The 15,610-nt window shown below is 66.0% G+C and carries 13 protein-coding genes; 5 read left to right on the top strand and 8 right to left on the bottom strand.

Annotated features, from left to right (window positions below):
* Window positions 1-9 precede the first annotated feature (9 nt).
* From AC5RWD_RS18360 to AC5RWD_RS18350, 3 genes are read right to left on the bottom strand one after another with little or no spacing between them, the layout of a single operon-like run.
* The gene (locus AC5RWD_RS18360) at window positions 10-1,350 is read right to left on the bottom strand and encodes an ABC transporter substrate-binding protein (protein ID WP_494021379.1); all 1,341 of its coding nucleotides are present in this window, start codon (window positions 1,348-1,350) and stop codon (window positions 10-12) included.
* Between the two features lie 48 nt (window positions 1,351-1,398).
* On the bottom strand, window positions 1,399-2,334 hold the full coding sequence (locus AC5RWD_RS18355) for a carbohydrate ABC transporter permease (RefSeq protein WP_494021378.1): 936 nt from the start codon (window positions 2,332-2,334) through the stop codon (window positions 1,399-1,401).
* A 10-nt stretch (window positions 2,335-2,344) separates the two neighbouring features.
* Complete coding sequence (locus AC5RWD_RS18350; RefSeq protein WP_494021377.1) at window positions 2,345-3,295, bottom strand: carbohydrate ABC transporter permease; 951 nt, start codon at window positions 3,293-3,295, stop codon at window positions 2,345-2,347.
* Between the two features lie 213 nt (window positions 3,296-3,508).
* On the opposite strand from AC5RWD_RS18350, the gene AC5RWD_RS18345 reads away from it, so the two are divergent.
* Window positions 3,509-4,711, top strand: coding sequence for a Gfo/Idh/MocA family protein (locus AC5RWD_RS18345; protein ID WP_494021376.1), 1,203 nt, complete (start codon window positions 3,509-3,511; stop codon window positions 4,709-4,711).
* Between the two features lie 26 nt (window positions 4,712-4,737).
* Window positions 4,738-5,757 (top strand): LacI family DNA-binding transcriptional regulator, encoded by a 1,020-nt coding sequence (locus tag AC5RWD_RS18340; protein WP_494021375.1) that lies wholly within the window; start codon window positions 4,738-4,740, stop codon window positions 5,755-5,757.
* 30 nt (window positions 5,758-5,787) lie between these two features.
* Here the strand turns inward: AC5RWD_RS18340 and AC5RWD_RS18335 are convergent, their stop codons facing one another.
* The 5 genes from AC5RWD_RS18335 to acs form a co-directional block, all read right to left on the bottom strand.
* Window positions 5,788-6,570 carry a DeoR/GlpR family DNA-binding transcription regulator gene (locus AC5RWD_RS18335; RefSeq protein ID WP_494021374.1) on the bottom strand — a complete coding sequence of 261 codons (783 nt, stop codon included), beginning with the start codon at window positions 6,568-6,570 and terminating at the stop codon, window positions 5,788-5,790.
* A 44-nt stretch (window positions 6,571-6,614) separates the two neighbouring features.
* Entirely contained in the window at window positions 6,615-7,496 is an 882-nt protein-coding gene (locus AC5RWD_RS18330) for a carbohydrate ABC transporter permease (protein WP_494021402.1), read from the bottom strand.
* A 26-nt stretch (window positions 7,497-7,522) separates the two neighbouring features.
* Entirely contained in the window at window positions 7,523-8,494 is a 972-nt protein-coding gene (locus tag AC5RWD_RS18325) for a carbohydrate ABC transporter permease (RefSeq protein ID WP_494021373.1), read from the bottom strand.
* Between the two features lie 16 nt (window positions 8,495-8,510).
* Entirely contained in the window at window positions 8,511-9,821 is a 1,311-nt protein-coding gene (locus tag AC5RWD_RS18320) for an ABC transporter substrate-binding protein (protein WP_494021372.1), read from the bottom strand.
* A 180-nt stretch (window positions 9,822-10,001) separates the two neighbouring features.
* A complete protein-coding gene (gene acs / locus AC5RWD_RS18315; protein ID WP_494021401.1) occupies window positions 10,002-12,011 on the bottom strand; it encodes an acetate--CoA ligase in 2,010 nt (669 codons plus the stop codon).
* Between the two features lie 400 nt (window positions 12,012-12,411).
* On the opposite strand from acs, the gene AC5RWD_RS18310 reads away from it, so the two are divergent.
* The 3 genes from AC5RWD_RS18310 to AC5RWD_RS18300 are packed head-to-tail and all read left to right on the top strand — an operon-like array spanning window position 12,412 to window position 15,605.
* The gene (locus AC5RWD_RS18310; protein WP_494021371.1) at window positions 12,412-13,950 is read left to right on the top strand and encodes a hypothetical protein; all 1,539 of its coding nucleotides are present in this window, start codon (window positions 12,412-12,414) and stop codon (window positions 13,948-13,950) included.
* Window positions 13,951-13,959: 9 nt separating this feature from the next.
* Window positions 13,960-14,931, top strand: a complete 972-nt coding sequence (nth, locus tag AC5RWD_RS18305) for an endonuclease III (RefSeq protein WP_494021370.1) — start codon at window positions 13,960-13,962, stop codon at window positions 14,929-14,931.
* A complete protein-coding gene (locus AC5RWD_RS18300; RefSeq protein WP_494021369.1) occupies window positions 14,928-15,605 on the top strand; it encodes an NUDIX hydrolase in 678 nt (225 codons plus the stop codon). Before nth ends, AC5RWD_RS18300 begins: the two co-directional genes overlap by 4 nt.
* Window positions 15,606-15,610 lie beyond the last annotated feature (5 nt).

The following is a 15,610-nucleotide window of genomic DNA, read 5'->3' as shown; positions in this document are numbered from 1 at the left end:
GTTGACGCCCTACTTGAAGAGGGAGTTGACCTGGTTGTTGGCGTCGGTCAAGGAACTGGCGGGCTGCTTGCCGGATACCACGGCGTCCATGGCGGGCTCCATGATGCCCTTGACCTTGGCGGTGTTGTCAGTGATGGGGTAAAGGAAGGTGGTCTTATTCTTGACGTGCTCGGTGAAGGCCGTTACGTCGACGCCCTTGGCTTTGAACGCTGCCGCGGCCTTCTCAGAAGACGTCTTGAGCGCGGGGAAGACCACAGCCCTGGAGGCTACGACATCCTGGCAGGATGCCGAGGCAAGGTACTCCACCCACTTGATGGCGGCGTCCTTTTTCTTGGTTCCGGCCCAGATCGAGTCGGCCAGGCCGTTGAACATCGACGCCCGCGCACCCTCCGGGCCTGTCGGCGTCGGGGCGATGCCCACCTCGATGCCCTTGTAGACCGTGTACTGGCCAATCATCCATGAGCCGTGCGCGTTGATGGCTGACTTGCCGGCAGCGAAGGTATCGGCCATGCTTGCGCCCACAGTGGACTCGAGCTTGGGCATGTAGCCCTTCTTGACCAGTCCGGCGAACCAGTCGATGGAGGACTGGAACTTGGGGTCGTCGTAGTTGTAGTGCGTTCCCCACGGGTTCTTGTCCGTGTGGGACCAGCCGGTGGTGCTGGCGAAGTAGCTCCACTCCGTTTGGCCTGAGGAGTCGCCGCCTCCGTTGAGTCCGAGGCCGTAGACGGCCACGTTGTTCTTGTCGAAGCCGGCCTCGTCCCCGCGCTTGCCGCTCTTGTCAACGGTGAGGTGGGCGATGACCTTCTCGTAGGTTCCGCCGTCCTGCGGGTTCCAGGTCAGGTTCTTCATCTGGTCCTCGGAAATGCCGGCCTTTGCGAGCATCGCCTTGTTGTAGAAGAGCCCGATGGTATCCCAGTCCTTCGGCAGGCCGTAGCGCTTGCCGTCCTGGCCCACCCACAGATCCGCCAGCCCCTCGTTGTAGGCGGTCAGGTCCACGTTGTCCTTTTTGACGGCGTCGTCGATGGGCAGCAGTTGCTTGTTCTCGGCAAGTTCGCCGTAGCGTCCGAGGTGATTTGTGAACACGTCGGGGGCAGTGCCGCCGACGAAACCGTTGGTGAGCGTGCTCCAGTAGTCGTCCCAGCCGCGCTGGGTGATCTTGACCTTGATGTCAGGGTTGGCCTTGGTGAAGTCGGCAGCACACTGCTGGTAGGCGGGAAGCTGGTTGGCGTCCCAGAGCCAGTAGCTGATTTCGCCCTTGGCCGATTCTGCAGAGGATCCTGAGCCGCCGCAGGCGGAGAGGGAAAGTGCCATGGCTGCGGCGACGGCGACGGTGCCGAGGGATTTCTTCATTGTTTTCTTTCCGTTCGGGATGGGTGGAGAAAGGAGGGCACGGGGTTCTTATTTGATTCCGGAGAAACCGATGGAGTTGACGATCTTCTTGCCGAAGGCGGCGAAGAGGACCAGGACGGGCAGCGCCGAGACAAGGGTGGCGGCCATGAGGCCGGACCAGTCCGGTGCGCCCTGCGGGGACTGCGACTTGAAGACCCCGAGCCCCACTTGGAGGACGCGCACGTCATCTTGGGACCCGACCAGCAGGGGCCAAAAGTATTCGTTCCACTGGCCGATGAAGGTCAGCAGCGCAAGAGTGGCGATGGGCGCTGCGGCGTTGGGGAGAACGATCTGAAAGAAGATGCGCAGGTGCTTGGCGCCGTCGAGCATGGCTGCCTCCTCAACTTCACGGGACATGTTCAGGAAGAACTGCCGGAGGAAGAAGATGGCGAACGGAGTCATGAAGACGTACGGCAGCACCATCCCGAGCATCGTGTTGAGCAGGTCCAGGTTCTTGATCAGGAGGAAGTTGGGCAGCGCGGTGAAGATCGGCGGGACCAGCATGGTGCCCAGGAACAGGCTGAATACCGCGTTCCGGCCCTTCCAGCGCAGCCGGGCAAAGGCGTAGGCGGCCATCGCGCTGAAGAACACGGCCCCCGCTGTGGTGATGGAGGAGAAGACGATCGAGTTGCGCAGGTACAGCCAGAAGTCGATGGCGGCGCCGGAGCCGCCCTCCGCGACGGCGTCGGCCGGGCTCTGCAGCCCGAAGACGCGCATGAAGGCGCCTACGGTGAAGTCTGCCGGGAGGAGGCTCGCCGATTGGGTGGCCAGCGCTCCGTTTGTGGAGAACGCGGTGCGGAACACCCAGAGGAACGGGAGCACGGAGACGGCGATGGCGAGCGCCAGCAGCGCCCAGGCGCCCGCGCGGCGGGCGTTGATGGGGCGGGCGTTGAACGTACGACGGCGGACGGTTGCCGGCGTCGGTGCGCTGGAGGTGGTGGTCATACGGGACTCCTTAGTCCAGGTCCGACTCGTTGCCCCGGAGGAACTTCATTTGGATGAAGGCAACGAGGGCGAGGATGAGGAAGAGGATGACGGCGATGGCGGATCCGTAGCCGAAGTCCGACTCGGTGAAGGCGCGCTGGTAGATGTAGTACTGGATGACGCGGGTGGCATTGACCGGTCCGCCCTGCGTGGTCACTGCCACGGTGTCGAAGACCTGGAAGGAACCGATCACGGTGACGACCAGCACCAGCACCAGGACCGGGCGCAGCAGCGGCATGGTGATCTTGCGGAAGGTCTGGAACGGTGATGCGCCGTCCAGTTTGGCCACTTCGTAGAGGTGCTGCGGGATGGCCTGGAGGCCGGCGAAGATCAACAGGGCGGTGTAGCCCATGTGCCGCCACGTGTTGATCAGGGCCTGGGTGGGGATTGCCCACTCCTCGCTGCCGAAGAAGGCGACGCGGGGGAGGCCTGCCCATTCGATGAACTGATTCACGATGCCGATCTGGTAGTCAAGCATCCAGAACCAGAGCAGTGCCGCGATGACGTTCGACATCAGGTACGGCAGGAGCAGGGCACCCCGGACCAGGGTGGACTTGGCCACGCGGTCCATCAGGAGGGCCAGCCCGAGGGCGAAAGCCGTCTGGAGCGCGATATTCATCAGGACGTACTGCCCTGTGACGGTGAGGGAGTTCCAGAACAGCGGATCCTTGGCAATCGCCGCGTAGTTGTCCAGGCCCACCCACTCCGGGTCGCCGAGGATGTTGTACTCCGTGAAACTCAGGTAGATCCCCCGGATGGTGGGCACCACGTAGAAGAGGATGAAGCCGATCATTGCCGGGGCGATGAAGAAGAGTGCGATCTTGAGGTCGCCGTACCGGCGGAGGCCGCCGGTACGTTTCCTGCCGGGCCGGGCCGGCCGCTGCTGACTCCCGGCTGGGGCGTTCTTGGTAAGGGTGGTCATCGTCGACCCTTCCTGGGTGTGTGATGGAACTAACAATCGCCACCGAATCTACACGAGTAGATATCGGATCGCAAGACGATATTTTAAGCAAATGCCCTCCGATTTCTCTCCAACGTTGGAACTGTTGACTCGAGTAGATTCCGCTGGAAGACTGAGCCCAACATCAATCCCGCACCGCATGCCGGTGCAGCTGTGGCCTGGAAGGCAGGAACAATGGCGTTTTCAATTGGAGTAGTTGGCGTGGGGCAGTTTGGTGGCCAGTTCGCGCACCTCTTCGACCTCCACCCCGGGGTCAGCGAGGTCTTCGTTGTGGATGAGCGGCCGGACCGTGCGGCCGGGGCAGTTGACCAATATGGCCTGGCCGGTTCCCTCGGAACGTTCGATGATCTGCTGTCGTCCGACGTCGACGCCGTCGCCATCTTCACGCAGCGGTGGACCCACGGACCGCTGGTGGAGCGGGCGCTCCGAGCCGGAAAGCATGTCTACTCGGCTGTTCCCATGGCAGTCACCGAAGACGAGATCGCGAAGATCATCGACGCTGTCCGGGAGACCCGCAACGTCTACATGATGGGTGAGACCAGCTACTACAACCCGGCCACGGTCTATGCACGCGAGCAGCACGCGGCCGGCCGGTTCGGGAGGGTGTTCTACGCGGAAGGCGATTACGTCCACGACATGGACCTGGGTTTCTATGACGCCTACCAGTACAGCGGCGGGGAGCGCTGGAAGGAAACCGCCAGCTATCCGCCCATGCTGTACCCGACCCACGCGATCGGCGGCGTCCTCGGTGCCCTGCCGGCGCATGCCGTGAGCGTCAGCTGCGTCGGGGTGAAGGACGACCGCGGGGACGGGGTGTTCGACAAGGACATCAGCATGTTCGGCAACGACTTCTCCAACGCCACGGCCCTCTTCGAACTGAACGACGGCGGTGCCATGCGGACCAACGAGATGCGCCGGGTGGGCTACCCTTCGCATATCCGTGAGTCCCGGTTCCGGTTTTTCGGCACCGAGGCCAGCTTTGAGCAGTTGGCCAAGGTGACCGTGTGGCAGGACAAGACCAACGTCCACGACATCTCGGAGCAGATGGAGTCGCGGCCCAGCGTGCCCCTGGACGATCCGTCGCTCGCCAATGTGGCTCCGGAACTCCGGGACGCCTTCGTGTCCGGGCTGGCGCCGGTGCATGACAGGGACAGGCTGCCGGAGGAGTTCCGCGGCGCGCCCAACGGCCACGAAGGCAGCCACCAGTTCCTTGTGGACGACTTTGTCACGGCCGTGAACACGGGCACGCTGCCGCCGGTCAACGCATGGACCGCCGCGCGGTTCACCCTGCCCGGCATCGTGGCCCATGAATCCGCCCGGCGGAACGGCGAACGCCTTCCGATCCGGGACTTCGGCGATGCTCCGGCAACGCTCTAGGACGTGCTCTAGCTAGCATGGAGACTATGACCATTCCGGCAATGCCCGCCCCTCGCACCCAGGTGACCCGCAAGGATGTTGCCCGGTACGCCGGGGTGAGCACCGCCGTCGTCAGCTACGTGGTGAACGGCGGGCCGAAGAAGGTGGCGCCCGCCACCCAAGCGAAGGTCCAGGAGGCCATCCGGCAGCTGGGCTACCGCCCCAATGCGGCTGCGCGGGCCCTGAAGCTGGGATCCAGCGAAACGATCGGTTTGGTCATTCCGGACAACAGCAACCCCTTCTTCTCGATGCTGGCCCATGCCGTGGAGGACGCGGCGGGGGCGCTGGGGTACGCCCTGGTGCTGACGAACTCGGACGGCAACCTCGCCAAGGAGCGCCGGAACATCCGGAACCTGGCGGCCCGGCAGGTGGACGGCGTGGTGCTCGCCAGCGTCCTGTTCGAGCCGGACCTCGCAGACCTGGAGACCGCGGAAATCCCGTCCGTGCTCCTGAGCCACAGCGGGAGTTCGGCCGGGGTCACCACCGTCGGGGTGGACCTGGCCAAGGGTGCGCGCACCGCCGTCGAGCATTTGATCGGTCATGGCCACACCAACATCGGCCTGGCGATGGGCACCACCACGGGCAATGAAGCGGATGCCCGCGAGGAGGGCTGGGTGCAGGCGCTCAGAGACGCCGGGCTGCCGGAAGGCCCCATCGCCCGCAGCGCCTTCACCAGGGTTGGCGGTTACGCGGCGGGGAAGCGGTTCCTGGCGTCCGGGCATCGGCCCACCGCCGTCTTCGCCAGCTCCGACATGCAGGCCATCGGCATCCTCCGGGCCTTCCACGAGGCCGGCTTGTCCGTCCCGGAGGACATAGCGCTGGTCTCGTTCGACGGGTCGGAGGACGCCGAATACTCCTGGCCGATGCTGACCACCGTGGAGCAGCCCGTGCGCGACATGGCGGAGGCTGCCGTCCGGGCGCTCGTGGGAGCGGACCGCGGCGAGCCTGCACAGCACCGAGTGTTTCCGACGAAGCTCCTCGTCAGGCAGTCCTGCGGCTGCCCGTGAGGCCGCGCTACTGACTGACCCGTCCGGAGCCTAAACGAGCCTCAGCCGGCCCACCCGGTCGCGGAGGATCCGCTGGGCGTCGGGGGACAGGCCGGAATCGCAGATCACCTCGTCGGCTTCCTCAAGTTGGGCGATGGTGCTGATTCCCTGGGTGCCCCACTTGGTATGGTCCGCCAGGACCACCACTTTGCGGGAGGCGGCGATGAACGCCCGGTTGGTTTCGGCTTCCAGGAGGTTGGGCGTGGTGTAGCCGGCGTCCGCATCCATCCCGTGCACGCCGAGGAACAGCAGGTCCAGGTGCAGTTGGCGCAGCGCTGCGGTCGCGATGGGGCCCACCAGGGCGTCCGACGGCGTGCGCTCGCCGCCGATGAGAATCACCGTTGAGGCATGGCGCCCGGACCCCGACGCCGAGGCATGATGGAAAAGGTCGGCGATCTTCACTGAGTTGGTCACCGCAGTGATCCGGGGGCCGTTGGCGAGTTCCTTGGCCAGCGCCCAGGTGGTGGTGCCCGCGCTCAGGGCAACCGCCATGCCCTCGTGGACCAGCGCGGCGGCTTCCAGGGCGATGGCGCGTTTCTGCGCGGTCAGCTGGGTGGACTTCAGTTCGAATCCGGGCTCGTGCGTGCTGGCATCCCCTGGTAGTTTGGCGCCGCCGTGGATCCGTTCCACCTGGCCGCTTTCCTCCAGCATCTCGATGTCGCGGCGCACCGTCATCAGGGACACCCCCAGCTGCTGCGCGAGGTCCGACACGCGGACCACCCGCTCGCGCCTGACGGCGTCCACTATGGACTGGTGACGGGCCGCGGGAAGCATCGGGATCCTTTCAGTGGATGAAACCTCGTACTGCCCATCATCGCCTAGCCCTTGCTGGAACCAAGAGTCAGGCCCGCAACAAACTGCCGCTGCAGGAGCAGGTAGACCACCAGGGTGGGGATAACCGTAATGACGGCACCGGCGGCCAGCAGGTTGTAATTGTTGAGGAACTCGCCCTGGAGATTGTTGATGGCCGTGGTGACCGGCAGCCGGTCGCCGCTCTGGATGAACAGCAGGGGCCAGAAGAAGTCGTTGTAGATGAAGATGACTTCCAGCGTGGCAAGGGCCGCGAAGGCCGGACGGCACAGCGGCATGATGATTTCCCGGTACTGGCGCCAGATGCCGGCACCGTCCACGAGTGCGGCCTTTGTCAGGTCCGGGGACAGCGCCTTCATGTAGTTGGACAGCACGAAGGTGCAGAACCCCATCTGGAACGCCATGTTCACGGCGATGACGATGATGTACGTGTTCAGCATGTTGCCTGAATCGCTGAAGGAGTAGGGCACCTGGAAGTGCTTGGCCATCTCGAACAGCGGGGCGGCCAGCACCTGCGGCGGAAGCAGGTTTCCCGCCGTGAACATGATGAGCAGCGTGACGTTGAACTTCCAGTTCACCCGGCTGACGGCGAACGCCATCATGGAAGCGAAAAAGAGCACCAGCAGTACCGCCGGAACGCAGATGATCACCGAGTTCCAGAGGTACTTGGCGAAGCCGCCCTGGGACCAGGCCTGGATGAAGTTGTCGAAGTTGAAGTCGCCGGCCACGCTGAAGTAGCCGTGCTCATTGGTGGAGGCGATGGGCCGCAGGGCGGTGAACACGGCCCAGAGCAGGGGGACCAGCCACATGACCGCCATGGCTGTCAGGAAGATGTGGGTGCCGTAGTGCCGCTTCGGCTTGCTGCCGGAGCGTTGGGTTCTCCCGGCCATGGCCGTGCCGGGGGAGACTGGGGCGCTCACGCCCTGTTCTCCCTTCCAAAGGTGCGGCTGAGGTAGAACACGATGGGGACGAGGGAGATGACCAGCAGGACCACCGCAAGGGCGGAGCCGACGCCGATCACCTGGCCTTCGCCCACGAGGTTCTGGATCACCAGGGCGCTGAGCAGCTCGAGGCCGTTGGTGCCGCGGTTGATGACGTAGACGACGTCGAACGCCCGCAGCGATTCGATGATGGTGATGACGACGATGACGATATTGATGGGCCGCATGGCGGGGAACACCACGCGGAAGAAGGTCTGGACCGCGTTGGCCCCGTCGATCGCCGCGGCTTCCTTCAGGCTGGGGTCCACGCCCTTGAGGCCCGCCAGGTACAGCAGCATGACATAGCCGGCGTGCCGCCACGTGGCGGCGATCATGGCTGCCCAGATGTTCACCGAGGAGTCCCCGAACCAGTCAACGGCCTGCGGCGTTCCCGAGGTTCCGAGCAGGAAGTTCAGCAGGCCATTGTCCCGCTGGTAGAACAGCTGCCAGATGATGCCGATCAGCGCCAGCGACAGCATCACGGGCGCGAAGAAAATACTTTGGTAGATCCTGCTGCCGCGGATTTGCTGGTCCAGCAGCACCGCCAGCAGCAGGCCCAGCGGGGTGGCCACCAGGGCCAGGAAGGCCAGCCACAGCAGGTTGTGCTGGATGGCAGGCCAGAACGGCGGGTAATCCTGGGAGATGTACTGGTAGTTGTCGGCGCCTGCCGGCCTGATGTCGGACAGGGCGAGTCCGTTCCAGCGTGTGAAGCTCAGCCCCACGGACATCAGCGTGGGCAGCCACACAAACACCAGCTGAATGAGGGTGGGTATGCCCACCATGAGGGACAGGACAGCCTTGTCCCGTTTGGAGAGCCGGCGGACCTTTCCGCTGCGGACCCGCCTCGCCGGCGCCCCGGAGGGTGCCCTGGACTCCGGCGGGACCAGGTCTCTTGCTGTTGCGCTCATGGAAGTCCCCGGGCCGCTACTGGGCCGCGTACAGTGACTTGGCCTGCGCCTCAAGGTTCTTGACGTCCATCTTGCCGTTCTTGAGGAAGGTCTGCAGGGCCGGGATCATGACGTTGTTGGCCATGGCGGGCAGGGCGTCACGGTCAAAGAACTGGCTGATGGACTTTGCCTGCGCGATGGTGTCCGCGCATTTCTTGTTCAGCGGCGTGAACTTGGAGGTGTCCGCGCCCTTGGCCGTGGCGATGTTCGAAGCGTCCACCGAGGCGTAGATGTCCTGGCCCTCGGGTGTGCCCATGAATTCCATGAACTGGTGCGCGGCCGCGTTCCCGCCGCCCTTGGTGGACAGCAGCAGCCCGTCGATGGGAGCCTCCACCGCATCCCGCCCCTCGGTGGCGATCTCCGGGAACGCGAAGAAATCGATGTCCTTCAGCACGGCAGGATCCGTGAACTGCTGCGTGACGAAGGAGCCGAGCAGGTACATGCCCGTCTTCTTGGCGGCCAGCGCCCTCGCGGCGTCCTGCCATGTCTGGCCGAGCGCTGCAGGATCCTGGAACGGCAGCAACGCCGACCAGGTGTCGAAGACATCCGTCACCTTCTTCTGGTCCCAGGACTCCTTGTGGGCGCACAGGTCCACGTGGAACCGGTAACCGTTGAGCCGCATGTTGATGTAGTCGAACGTGCCCATGGCGGGCCAGCCGTCCTTGTCCGCAAAACCAATCGGAATGATGCCGTCGGCCTTCATCCTGGCCACCAGGGTCTTGAGGGCATCGAAGGTTTCCGGCACCTCGTATCCCTTGTCGGCCCACAGGCTCTTCCGGTAGAAGAAGCCCCACGGATAGTTGTAGTTGGGGACGAAGTACATCTTCCCGTCCGGGCCGGTCGATGCCTTCTTCAGGGCGTCGGAGAAGTTGCCGCCGATCTTGCCCCAGACGTCATCGACCGGCGCCAGCAGCCCCTTGCCGGCATAGAACTGCATCCTGTAGCCGGCGAACCAGGTGAAGGCGTCATCCGGCGAGCCCTGCAGGTAGGAGTTGATCTTGTTCTGGAAGTCGTTGTGCGGCACGACGTTGGTGCGGACCGTCTTGCCCGTCTTCTGGGTGAATGCGTCCGTGACTGCCTGGTACGCCTTCTTGGGCACTTCGTCGGAGGAGCCGGAGCCGAACGACAGGCCGGAGGATTCGGTACCTCCGGCGGAGGGTCCGCTGGCTCCGGTACACGCCGCCAGCAGTGGTACTCCGGCCAGGCCGGCGGCACTCGCGCCGAGAGTCCTGAGGAATGTCCGCCGGGCTGGCCCGGCGCTGATGGACGCTTCCGGATGTGGTGCCATGATCTCTCCCGGGGAGTGGAGTCTGTGACATGTGTCACATATCACTGACTATAACCTTGCAAAAGGGAACAGGATAGATCGCTAAGTAACACCGGGAATGCCCGACGGCGGGACCCCCATGGGGGCAAAAAGCAGGGCCCGCCCGGTGTTGCCGGACGGGCCCTGCGTTACTGGGCTGGCCTACTTCTTCAGTGACGCGGCGATCTGCTGCATGACGGTGTTGTCGGCGAGCGTGGTGGCGTCTCCGACGTCGCGGCCCTCGGCGACGTCCTTGAGGAGGCGGCGCATGATCTTGCCGGAGCGGGTCTTGGGCAGTTCGGGCACCACGAGGATGGTCTTGGGTTTCGCGATCGGGCCGATTTCCTTGCCGACGTGGTTGCGCAGGTCCTGGACGATCTCGTCCCCGGAGTCCACGGCGTCCCCGCGGAGGATGACGAACGCGACGACGGCCTGCCCGGTGGTTTCGTCGGTGGCGCCGACGACGGCGGCCTCGGCCACCGCAGGGTGGGAGACCAGTGCGGATTCGATTTCGGTGGTGGAGAGGCGGTGTCCGGAGACGTTCATGACGTCATCGACCCGGCCGAGGAGCCAGATGTCGCCGTCCTCGTCCTTCTTTGCGCCGTCGCCGGCGAAGTACATCTCTTCGAAGCGTGACCAGTAGGTGTCTTTGAACCGTTCGGGGTCGCCCCAGATCCCGCGGAGCATGCCCGGCCAGGGTTCGCGGATCACCAGGAAGCCGCCGTGCCCGTCCGGCACCGACGCCCCGTTCTCGTCCACGACGTCCACCGCGATGCCCGGCAGCGGAACCTGCGCCGAGCCGGGTTTGGTGGCGGTCACACCGGGCAGCGGGGCAATCATCTGGGCGCCGGTTTCGGTCTGCCACCAGGTGTCCACGATGGGGGCTTTGTTGCCGCCGATGACGTCGCGGTACCACATCCACGCCTCGGGGTTGATGGGTTCGCCCACGGAGCCCAGCACCCGGATGGAGGAGAGGTCGTACTTGTCCGGGATGTCCCGGCCCCACTTCATGAAGGTGCGGATCGCGGTGGGGGCGGTGTAGAGGATGGAGACCTTGTACTTTTCCACGATCTCCCACCAGCGGCCCTGGTGCGGGGAGTCCGGGGTGCCCTCATACATGACCTGGGTGGCGCCGTTGATGAGCGGCGCGTAGGCGACGTACGAGTGCCCGGTGACCCAGCCGACGTCGGCCGTGCACCAGTACACGTCCGTTTCCGGGTGCAGGTCGAAGACCGCCTTGTGGGTGTAGGCGGTCTGGGTGAGGTAGCCGCCGGTGGTGTGCAGAATGCCCTTGGGCTTTCCGGTGGTGCCGGATGTGTAAAGGATGAACAGCGGGTGCTCGGAGTCGTGCCCGACGGCGGTATGCTCGGCCGGCGCTGCCCCGACGGTGTCCGCCCACCAGTGGTCCCGGCCCTCGTGCCAGTCCACGTCCTGGCCGTTGCGCTTGACCACCACGACGTTCTGCACCGTGTGCCCGTTGCCGTTTCCCTCAAGGGACAGGGCGGCATCCACGGCGGGTTTCAGGGCGCTGGGCTTGCCGCGCCGGTAGGTCCCGTCCGCAGTGACCACAAGCTTGGCTTCGGCGTCCTCGATCCTGGACCGCAGCGCGTCGGCGGAGAAACCGCCGAACACCACCGAATGGACGGCGCCGATCCGGGCGCAGGCCAGCAGGGTGATCACGGCCTCGGGAATCATCGGCAGGTACACGGCCACCCGGTCACCCTTGATGACGCCGAGGGACTCGAACGCGTTCGCGGCCCGCTTCACCTCGTCGGTGAGCTCGGCGTAGGTGTAGGAGCGGGAATCTCCCGGCTCACCCTCGAAGTGGATCGCCACGCGGTCGCCCAGGCCGTTTTCCACGTGCCGGTCCAGCGCGTTGTACGCGGCGTTGACCTCGCCGCCCACGAACCACTTGGCGAACGGCGGGTTGGACCAGTCCAGTGCTTGGTCAAAATCCTTGCTCCAGGTCAGCAGCTCCCGGGCCTGCTTGGCCCAGAAGGCGGGGCGGTCGGCCTCGGCCTCGGCGTAGACTTCGGCGCCCACCACGGCGTTGGCGGCGAAGTCCTCGGAAGGGGCAAACTTGCGGTTCTCATGCAGCAGGTTTTCAAGAGCATCGCCCTGCTGGCTGGGGGTGGCAGCGGTGGCCGTCGAGCCGGGGGTGTCCTGGGACATGGTGAACCTCATCATTCATCGATCTTTGCTGCGCGGCGCGCCGGTCCCGGCCGTTGCCCGGCGGCACGCCGACGGGCAACGGCCCGTCACGGACACACCGCAAAGAGCTGTTCCGAAACCAGACTAGCGCCTCGGGCTTCGGCGCGTGGGGCGCGTCACACAACGGGCCGTGAGCGGTGCCCATTTAGCGGTGAACGGTCCTTTGGGTGAGCTGTGCGGCTTGTGTGAGCGCGCCGCACCGCAGCCAGTCAGCTAGTGAAGCACCCTCCACTTGGCTAGGCTGAGATGGACTCGTGACAGTGGCCGGAGGCAGCCAGACCGCTTGTGGTCAGGCTCCGGCCGTAAGGCGGAATCACGCAGCGGACGCCAGTCCGGGCGCCGCCACGCTAAGGAGAACAGAATGAATCAGCAAAGCCAGGGCCAGCCGGGCCAGCAGGGCACGGCCCAGCAGGGCGCCGGCCAGGCACCGCACGGGACGGGAACGTCCGGCCGGCCGGAAGCGCACAGCGCCGCGCCGACTTTCATGAAGCAGCAAGGCGTGCGGAATGAAGCTGTTGCCGGACCCTTCACCGTCCGTGACCTGACCGTCTTCGCAGCCACGCTGGTTCTCTTTGTTGCATCGCTGATTCCGATGTTCGCCGTGCGCTACAACCTGTGGAACCTCGGAAGCCTGTTCTTCCTGGGGCTCGGCGTGGTGCTGCCGCTCATTGTTGCGGCACTGTTTGCCGCCCGCCGGCTCGCCCCTGGCACGAAGGTCCGGATCGGATCCCTGTCCGTGGACCAGTTCGGTTCGGTGGTTGCCTCGTTTGCGGTCGGCTTCTTCTTCCTGTCCGTCGCCGGAGCGTACACGCCCAGCCTCCTGGTGGCGCTGATCGGTTCCCTTGTGCTGCTGGCCGCCACCGTGCTGGCCCGCTACATCCCCTTCTTCGCCAGCGACTTCCTGGACCGCGCCGAGGTGCCGGCCCACATCATGGCGCGTGACTCGGCCGTTCCGGTGCGCAAGCCCAAAGCACCCAAAGAACCGAAGGCTGCTGCTGCCACGCCGGGTGCTTCCGGTGCTTCCGCGGGTGCTGCCTCGGCCGGTGTTCTGTCCGGCACTGCTGCGGGCGCAGGTGCGCCTATTTCCCAGGGCGCGGCGTCCCACGCCTCCACTTCCCATGGTGCGACGGCGGTCGGCCAGACGGGGCGTGGCCCGGCCCAGGCCGGGGCCACCGGCGCCGGAACCGCCGGCGCAGCAGTTGCCGGCGCTGGAATCACCGGAGCCACGGCTGCCGGCGCCGGTGCAGCGCCGGCGACCGGAATATGGCCGGCCGCCAACGCGGCCAGCAGCGCCGCCGCCTCGCCGGAAACGGGACCGGCCGCCGTCGTGCCGTCCGCGCAGACGGGTGGCGCCGCACAGACGAGCACAGTGCCGTCCGCCAGCGCCGCCGCCGGCGCGGAGCCGGTGACCCCCGAGGCCGAGCAGACCCAACTGGACGCAGCCGCGGCCGCCCCTGTGGCCGCCGCCGCAAACCCAGCCGGCAGGGAGACGGCAGCCACGGAGGCGCCCGCAGTGGACGCCCCGGTCGCCGAAAGCACGTCCGGCGCGTCTGCCAGTGACGCGGAGGCGGCACGGGCGGCCTCGGCCACGCCTGCCACCGCCGTCCACCCGAGGGTGGACATTGCGCAGCAGGCGAGGTCCCAGGAACCGATCGGTGCCACCGTTGACCCGGCGAGCCGGCCGGAGGAGTCCGAACAGGATCAGGTCCACGAGGCTTTCTGGTTCGCTGTCGCACAGCACCGCACTGCCGTTGACGAGCGCACCGGCGCACCGCTGTTCGGGATTGAGCCCGGTGGCTGGGTCCTGGCCCTCGAAGACCGCGGGGACGAGTTCCTGGTCCAGCACACGGACGGCCGGGTGGGCGTCCTGCGCGACCTCAGCAACATCGAGCGCGGCTAGCCGGCCTCCATGGCCAACTCCGCTTCGCGCCGGCGCGGCACGCCGGACGGCATCCCTGTGGCACCTGCTCCAGTGGAGGTTCCCGCCGCTGTTGTTCCGTTGGATGCCCCAACGGAGATCGGCGGGGACGTCGCCGCCGAAGTCCCTCCAGGCGCCATCCCCACCGAGAACGGGGCGGCGGCCGGCCCGCCGGCCCGTTCCGGCGAGTCGCCGCTGGCACTGAAGAGGCGGGCGCGCAGGATCAACCGGGCCCTCGCCGAGCAGTACCCGTATGCCCACGCCGAGCTCGACTTCCGGAACCCCTTCGAACTCCTCGTGGCCACGGTGCTCTCCGCGCAGACCACTGACGTGACGGTCAACCTGATCACGCCGCTGCTCTTCTCCCGCTACCCGGACGCCCGTGCCATGGCGGAGGCCGACACCGAGGAGCTTGAAGCCATCATCAAGCCGACGGGGTTTTTCCGCGCCAAGACGCGGAACCTGCTCGCCTTGGCGAACCGGGTAGTGGACGAGTTCGACGGCGTGGTGCCCGGCCGGCTGGAAGACCTGGTGACGCTTCCCGGCGTCGGAAGGAAAACGGCGAACGTGGTGCTGGGCAATGCGTTCGGCATTCCGGGCATTACGGTGGACACCCACTTCGGCCGGCTGGCCCGGCGCTTCGGTTGGACGGAGTCGGACGATCCCGTCCGGATCGAGTCCGACGTGGCGGAGCTGTTCGAGCCCAGGGACTGGACCATGCTGTCCCACCGGGTGGTCTTTCACGGCAGGCGGGTCTGCCATTCCCGCAAGCCGGCGTGCGGGGCCTGCGCCGTGGCCAACTGGTGCCCCAGCTTTGGCGCCGGCGAGACGAACCCTGCCAAGGCCGCGAAGTTGCTGAAGTACGAACTGGCGCCCGGAAACGAGGAGCTCCTGGCGAAGCTGCTGACCGAGACGCACCGCGCGGCCGAAATCCGGATGGAATCGCAGCGGAGGACTCAATGACAGCGCGCCAGGATCTGGTGGACCTCGTCGATTCAATCCGGGCGGGAACCGGTCCGGCCCGGAATCCCTACTGGCGCAAGCTCACCGTTGACGAGTCCGTTGCCCGCAAAGCGGCCGTTCTGATCCTCTTCGGGGCCCTGGACGATGTTCCCGCAGCCTCCGGCAAGCCGCTCGTGGCAGCCGACCTCGACGTCCTGCTCCTGGAACGCGCCCACACCCTCGACGACCATCCCGGCCAGGTGGCGTTTCCAGGCGGCGGCATCCATGTGGGTGAGACCCCGGTGGAGGCCGCGCTGAGGGAAGCGAAGGAGGAGACCGGTGTGGACCCCTCCGGCATCGAAGTGCTGGGCGCCCTTCCGGAACTGGCCCTTCCGCGCGGGAACTTCCTGGTGACACCGGTCTTGGCCTGGTGGGCCTCGCCGTCGCCGGTCCGGGTGGTGGACTACGGCGAGTCCGCCCAGGTCTTCCGGGTACCGGTCCGCGATCTGTTGGACCCCGAGAACCGCACCATGGCAGCCGTGACCCGCATGAACCAGACATTTCAGAGCCCGGCGTTCACGGTGAACAGCCTTGTTGTCTGGGGCTTTACCGGCATGATCCTGAACGAACTGTTCGACCAGCTGGCCTGGGCCGTTCCATGGGACAGGACCAGGCTTCACCCGCTGGACCTCTGACGGCG

The organism is Arthrobacter sp. CMU6 (genome assembly GCF_059090205.1).
The sequence above is the reverse complement of the archived record's forward strand: the minus strand, read 5'-3'. Positions and strand labels throughout refer to the sequence as shown.

What these genes read in the sequence shown, in the direction of transcription:
- AC5RWD_RS18345 (WP_494021376.1), top strand. Translation starts at nt 3,509, where the DNA reads ATGGCGTTTTCAATTGGAGTAGTTGGCGTGGGGCAGTTTGGTGGCCAG.
- AC5RWD_RS18325 (WP_494021373.1), bottom strand. Translation starts at nt 8,494, where the DNA reads ATGAGCGCAACAGCAAGAGACCTGGTCCCGCCGGAGTCCAGGGCACCC.
- AC5RWD_RS18320 (WP_494021372.1), bottom strand. Translation starts at nt 9,821, where the DNA reads ATGGCACCACATCCGGAAGCGTCCATCAGCGCCGGGCCAGCCCGGCGG.
- AC5RWD_RS18350 (WP_494021377.1), bottom strand. Translation starts at nt 3,295, where the DNA reads ATGACCACCCTTACCAAGAACGCCCCAGCCGGGAGTCAGCAGCGGCCG.
- AC5RWD_RS18335 (WP_494021374.1), bottom strand. Translation starts at nt 6,570, where the DNA reads ATGCTTCCCGCGGCCCGTCACCAGTCCATAGTGGACGCCGTCAGGCGC.
- AC5RWD_RS18300 (WP_494021369.1), top strand. Translation starts at nt 14,928, where the DNA reads ATGACAGCGCGCCAGGATCTGGTGGACCTCGTCGATTCAATCCGGGCG.
- AC5RWD_RS18330 (WP_494021402.1), bottom strand. Translation starts at nt 7,496, where the DNA reads ATGGCCGGGAGAACCCAACGCTCCGGCAGCAAGCCGAAGCGGCACTAC.
- AC5RWD_RS18310 (WP_494021371.1), top strand. Translation starts at nt 12,412, where the DNA reads ATGAATCAGCAAAGCCAGGGCCAGCCGGGCCAGCAGGGCACGGCCCAG.
- AC5RWD_RS18360 (WP_494021379.1), bottom strand. Translation starts at nt 1,350, where the DNA reads ATGAAGAAATCCCTCGGCACCGTCGCCGTCGCCGCAGCCATGGCACTT.
- AC5RWD_RS18355 (WP_494021378.1), bottom strand. Translation starts at nt 2,334, where the DNA reads ATGACCACCACCTCCAGCGCACCGACGCCGGCAACCGTCCGCCGTCGT.
- AC5RWD_RS18340 (WP_494021375.1), top strand. Translation starts at nt 4,738, where the DNA reads ATGACCATTCCGGCAATGCCCGCCCCTCGCACCCAGGTGACCCGCAAG.
- nth (WP_494021370.1), top strand. Translation starts at nt 13,960, where the DNA reads ATGGCCAACTCCGCTTCGCGCCGGCGCGGCACGCCGGACGGCATCCCT.
- acs (WP_494021401.1), bottom strand. Translation starts at nt 12,011, where the DNA reads ATGTCCCAGGACACCCCCGGCTCGACGGCCACCGCTGCCACCCCCAGC.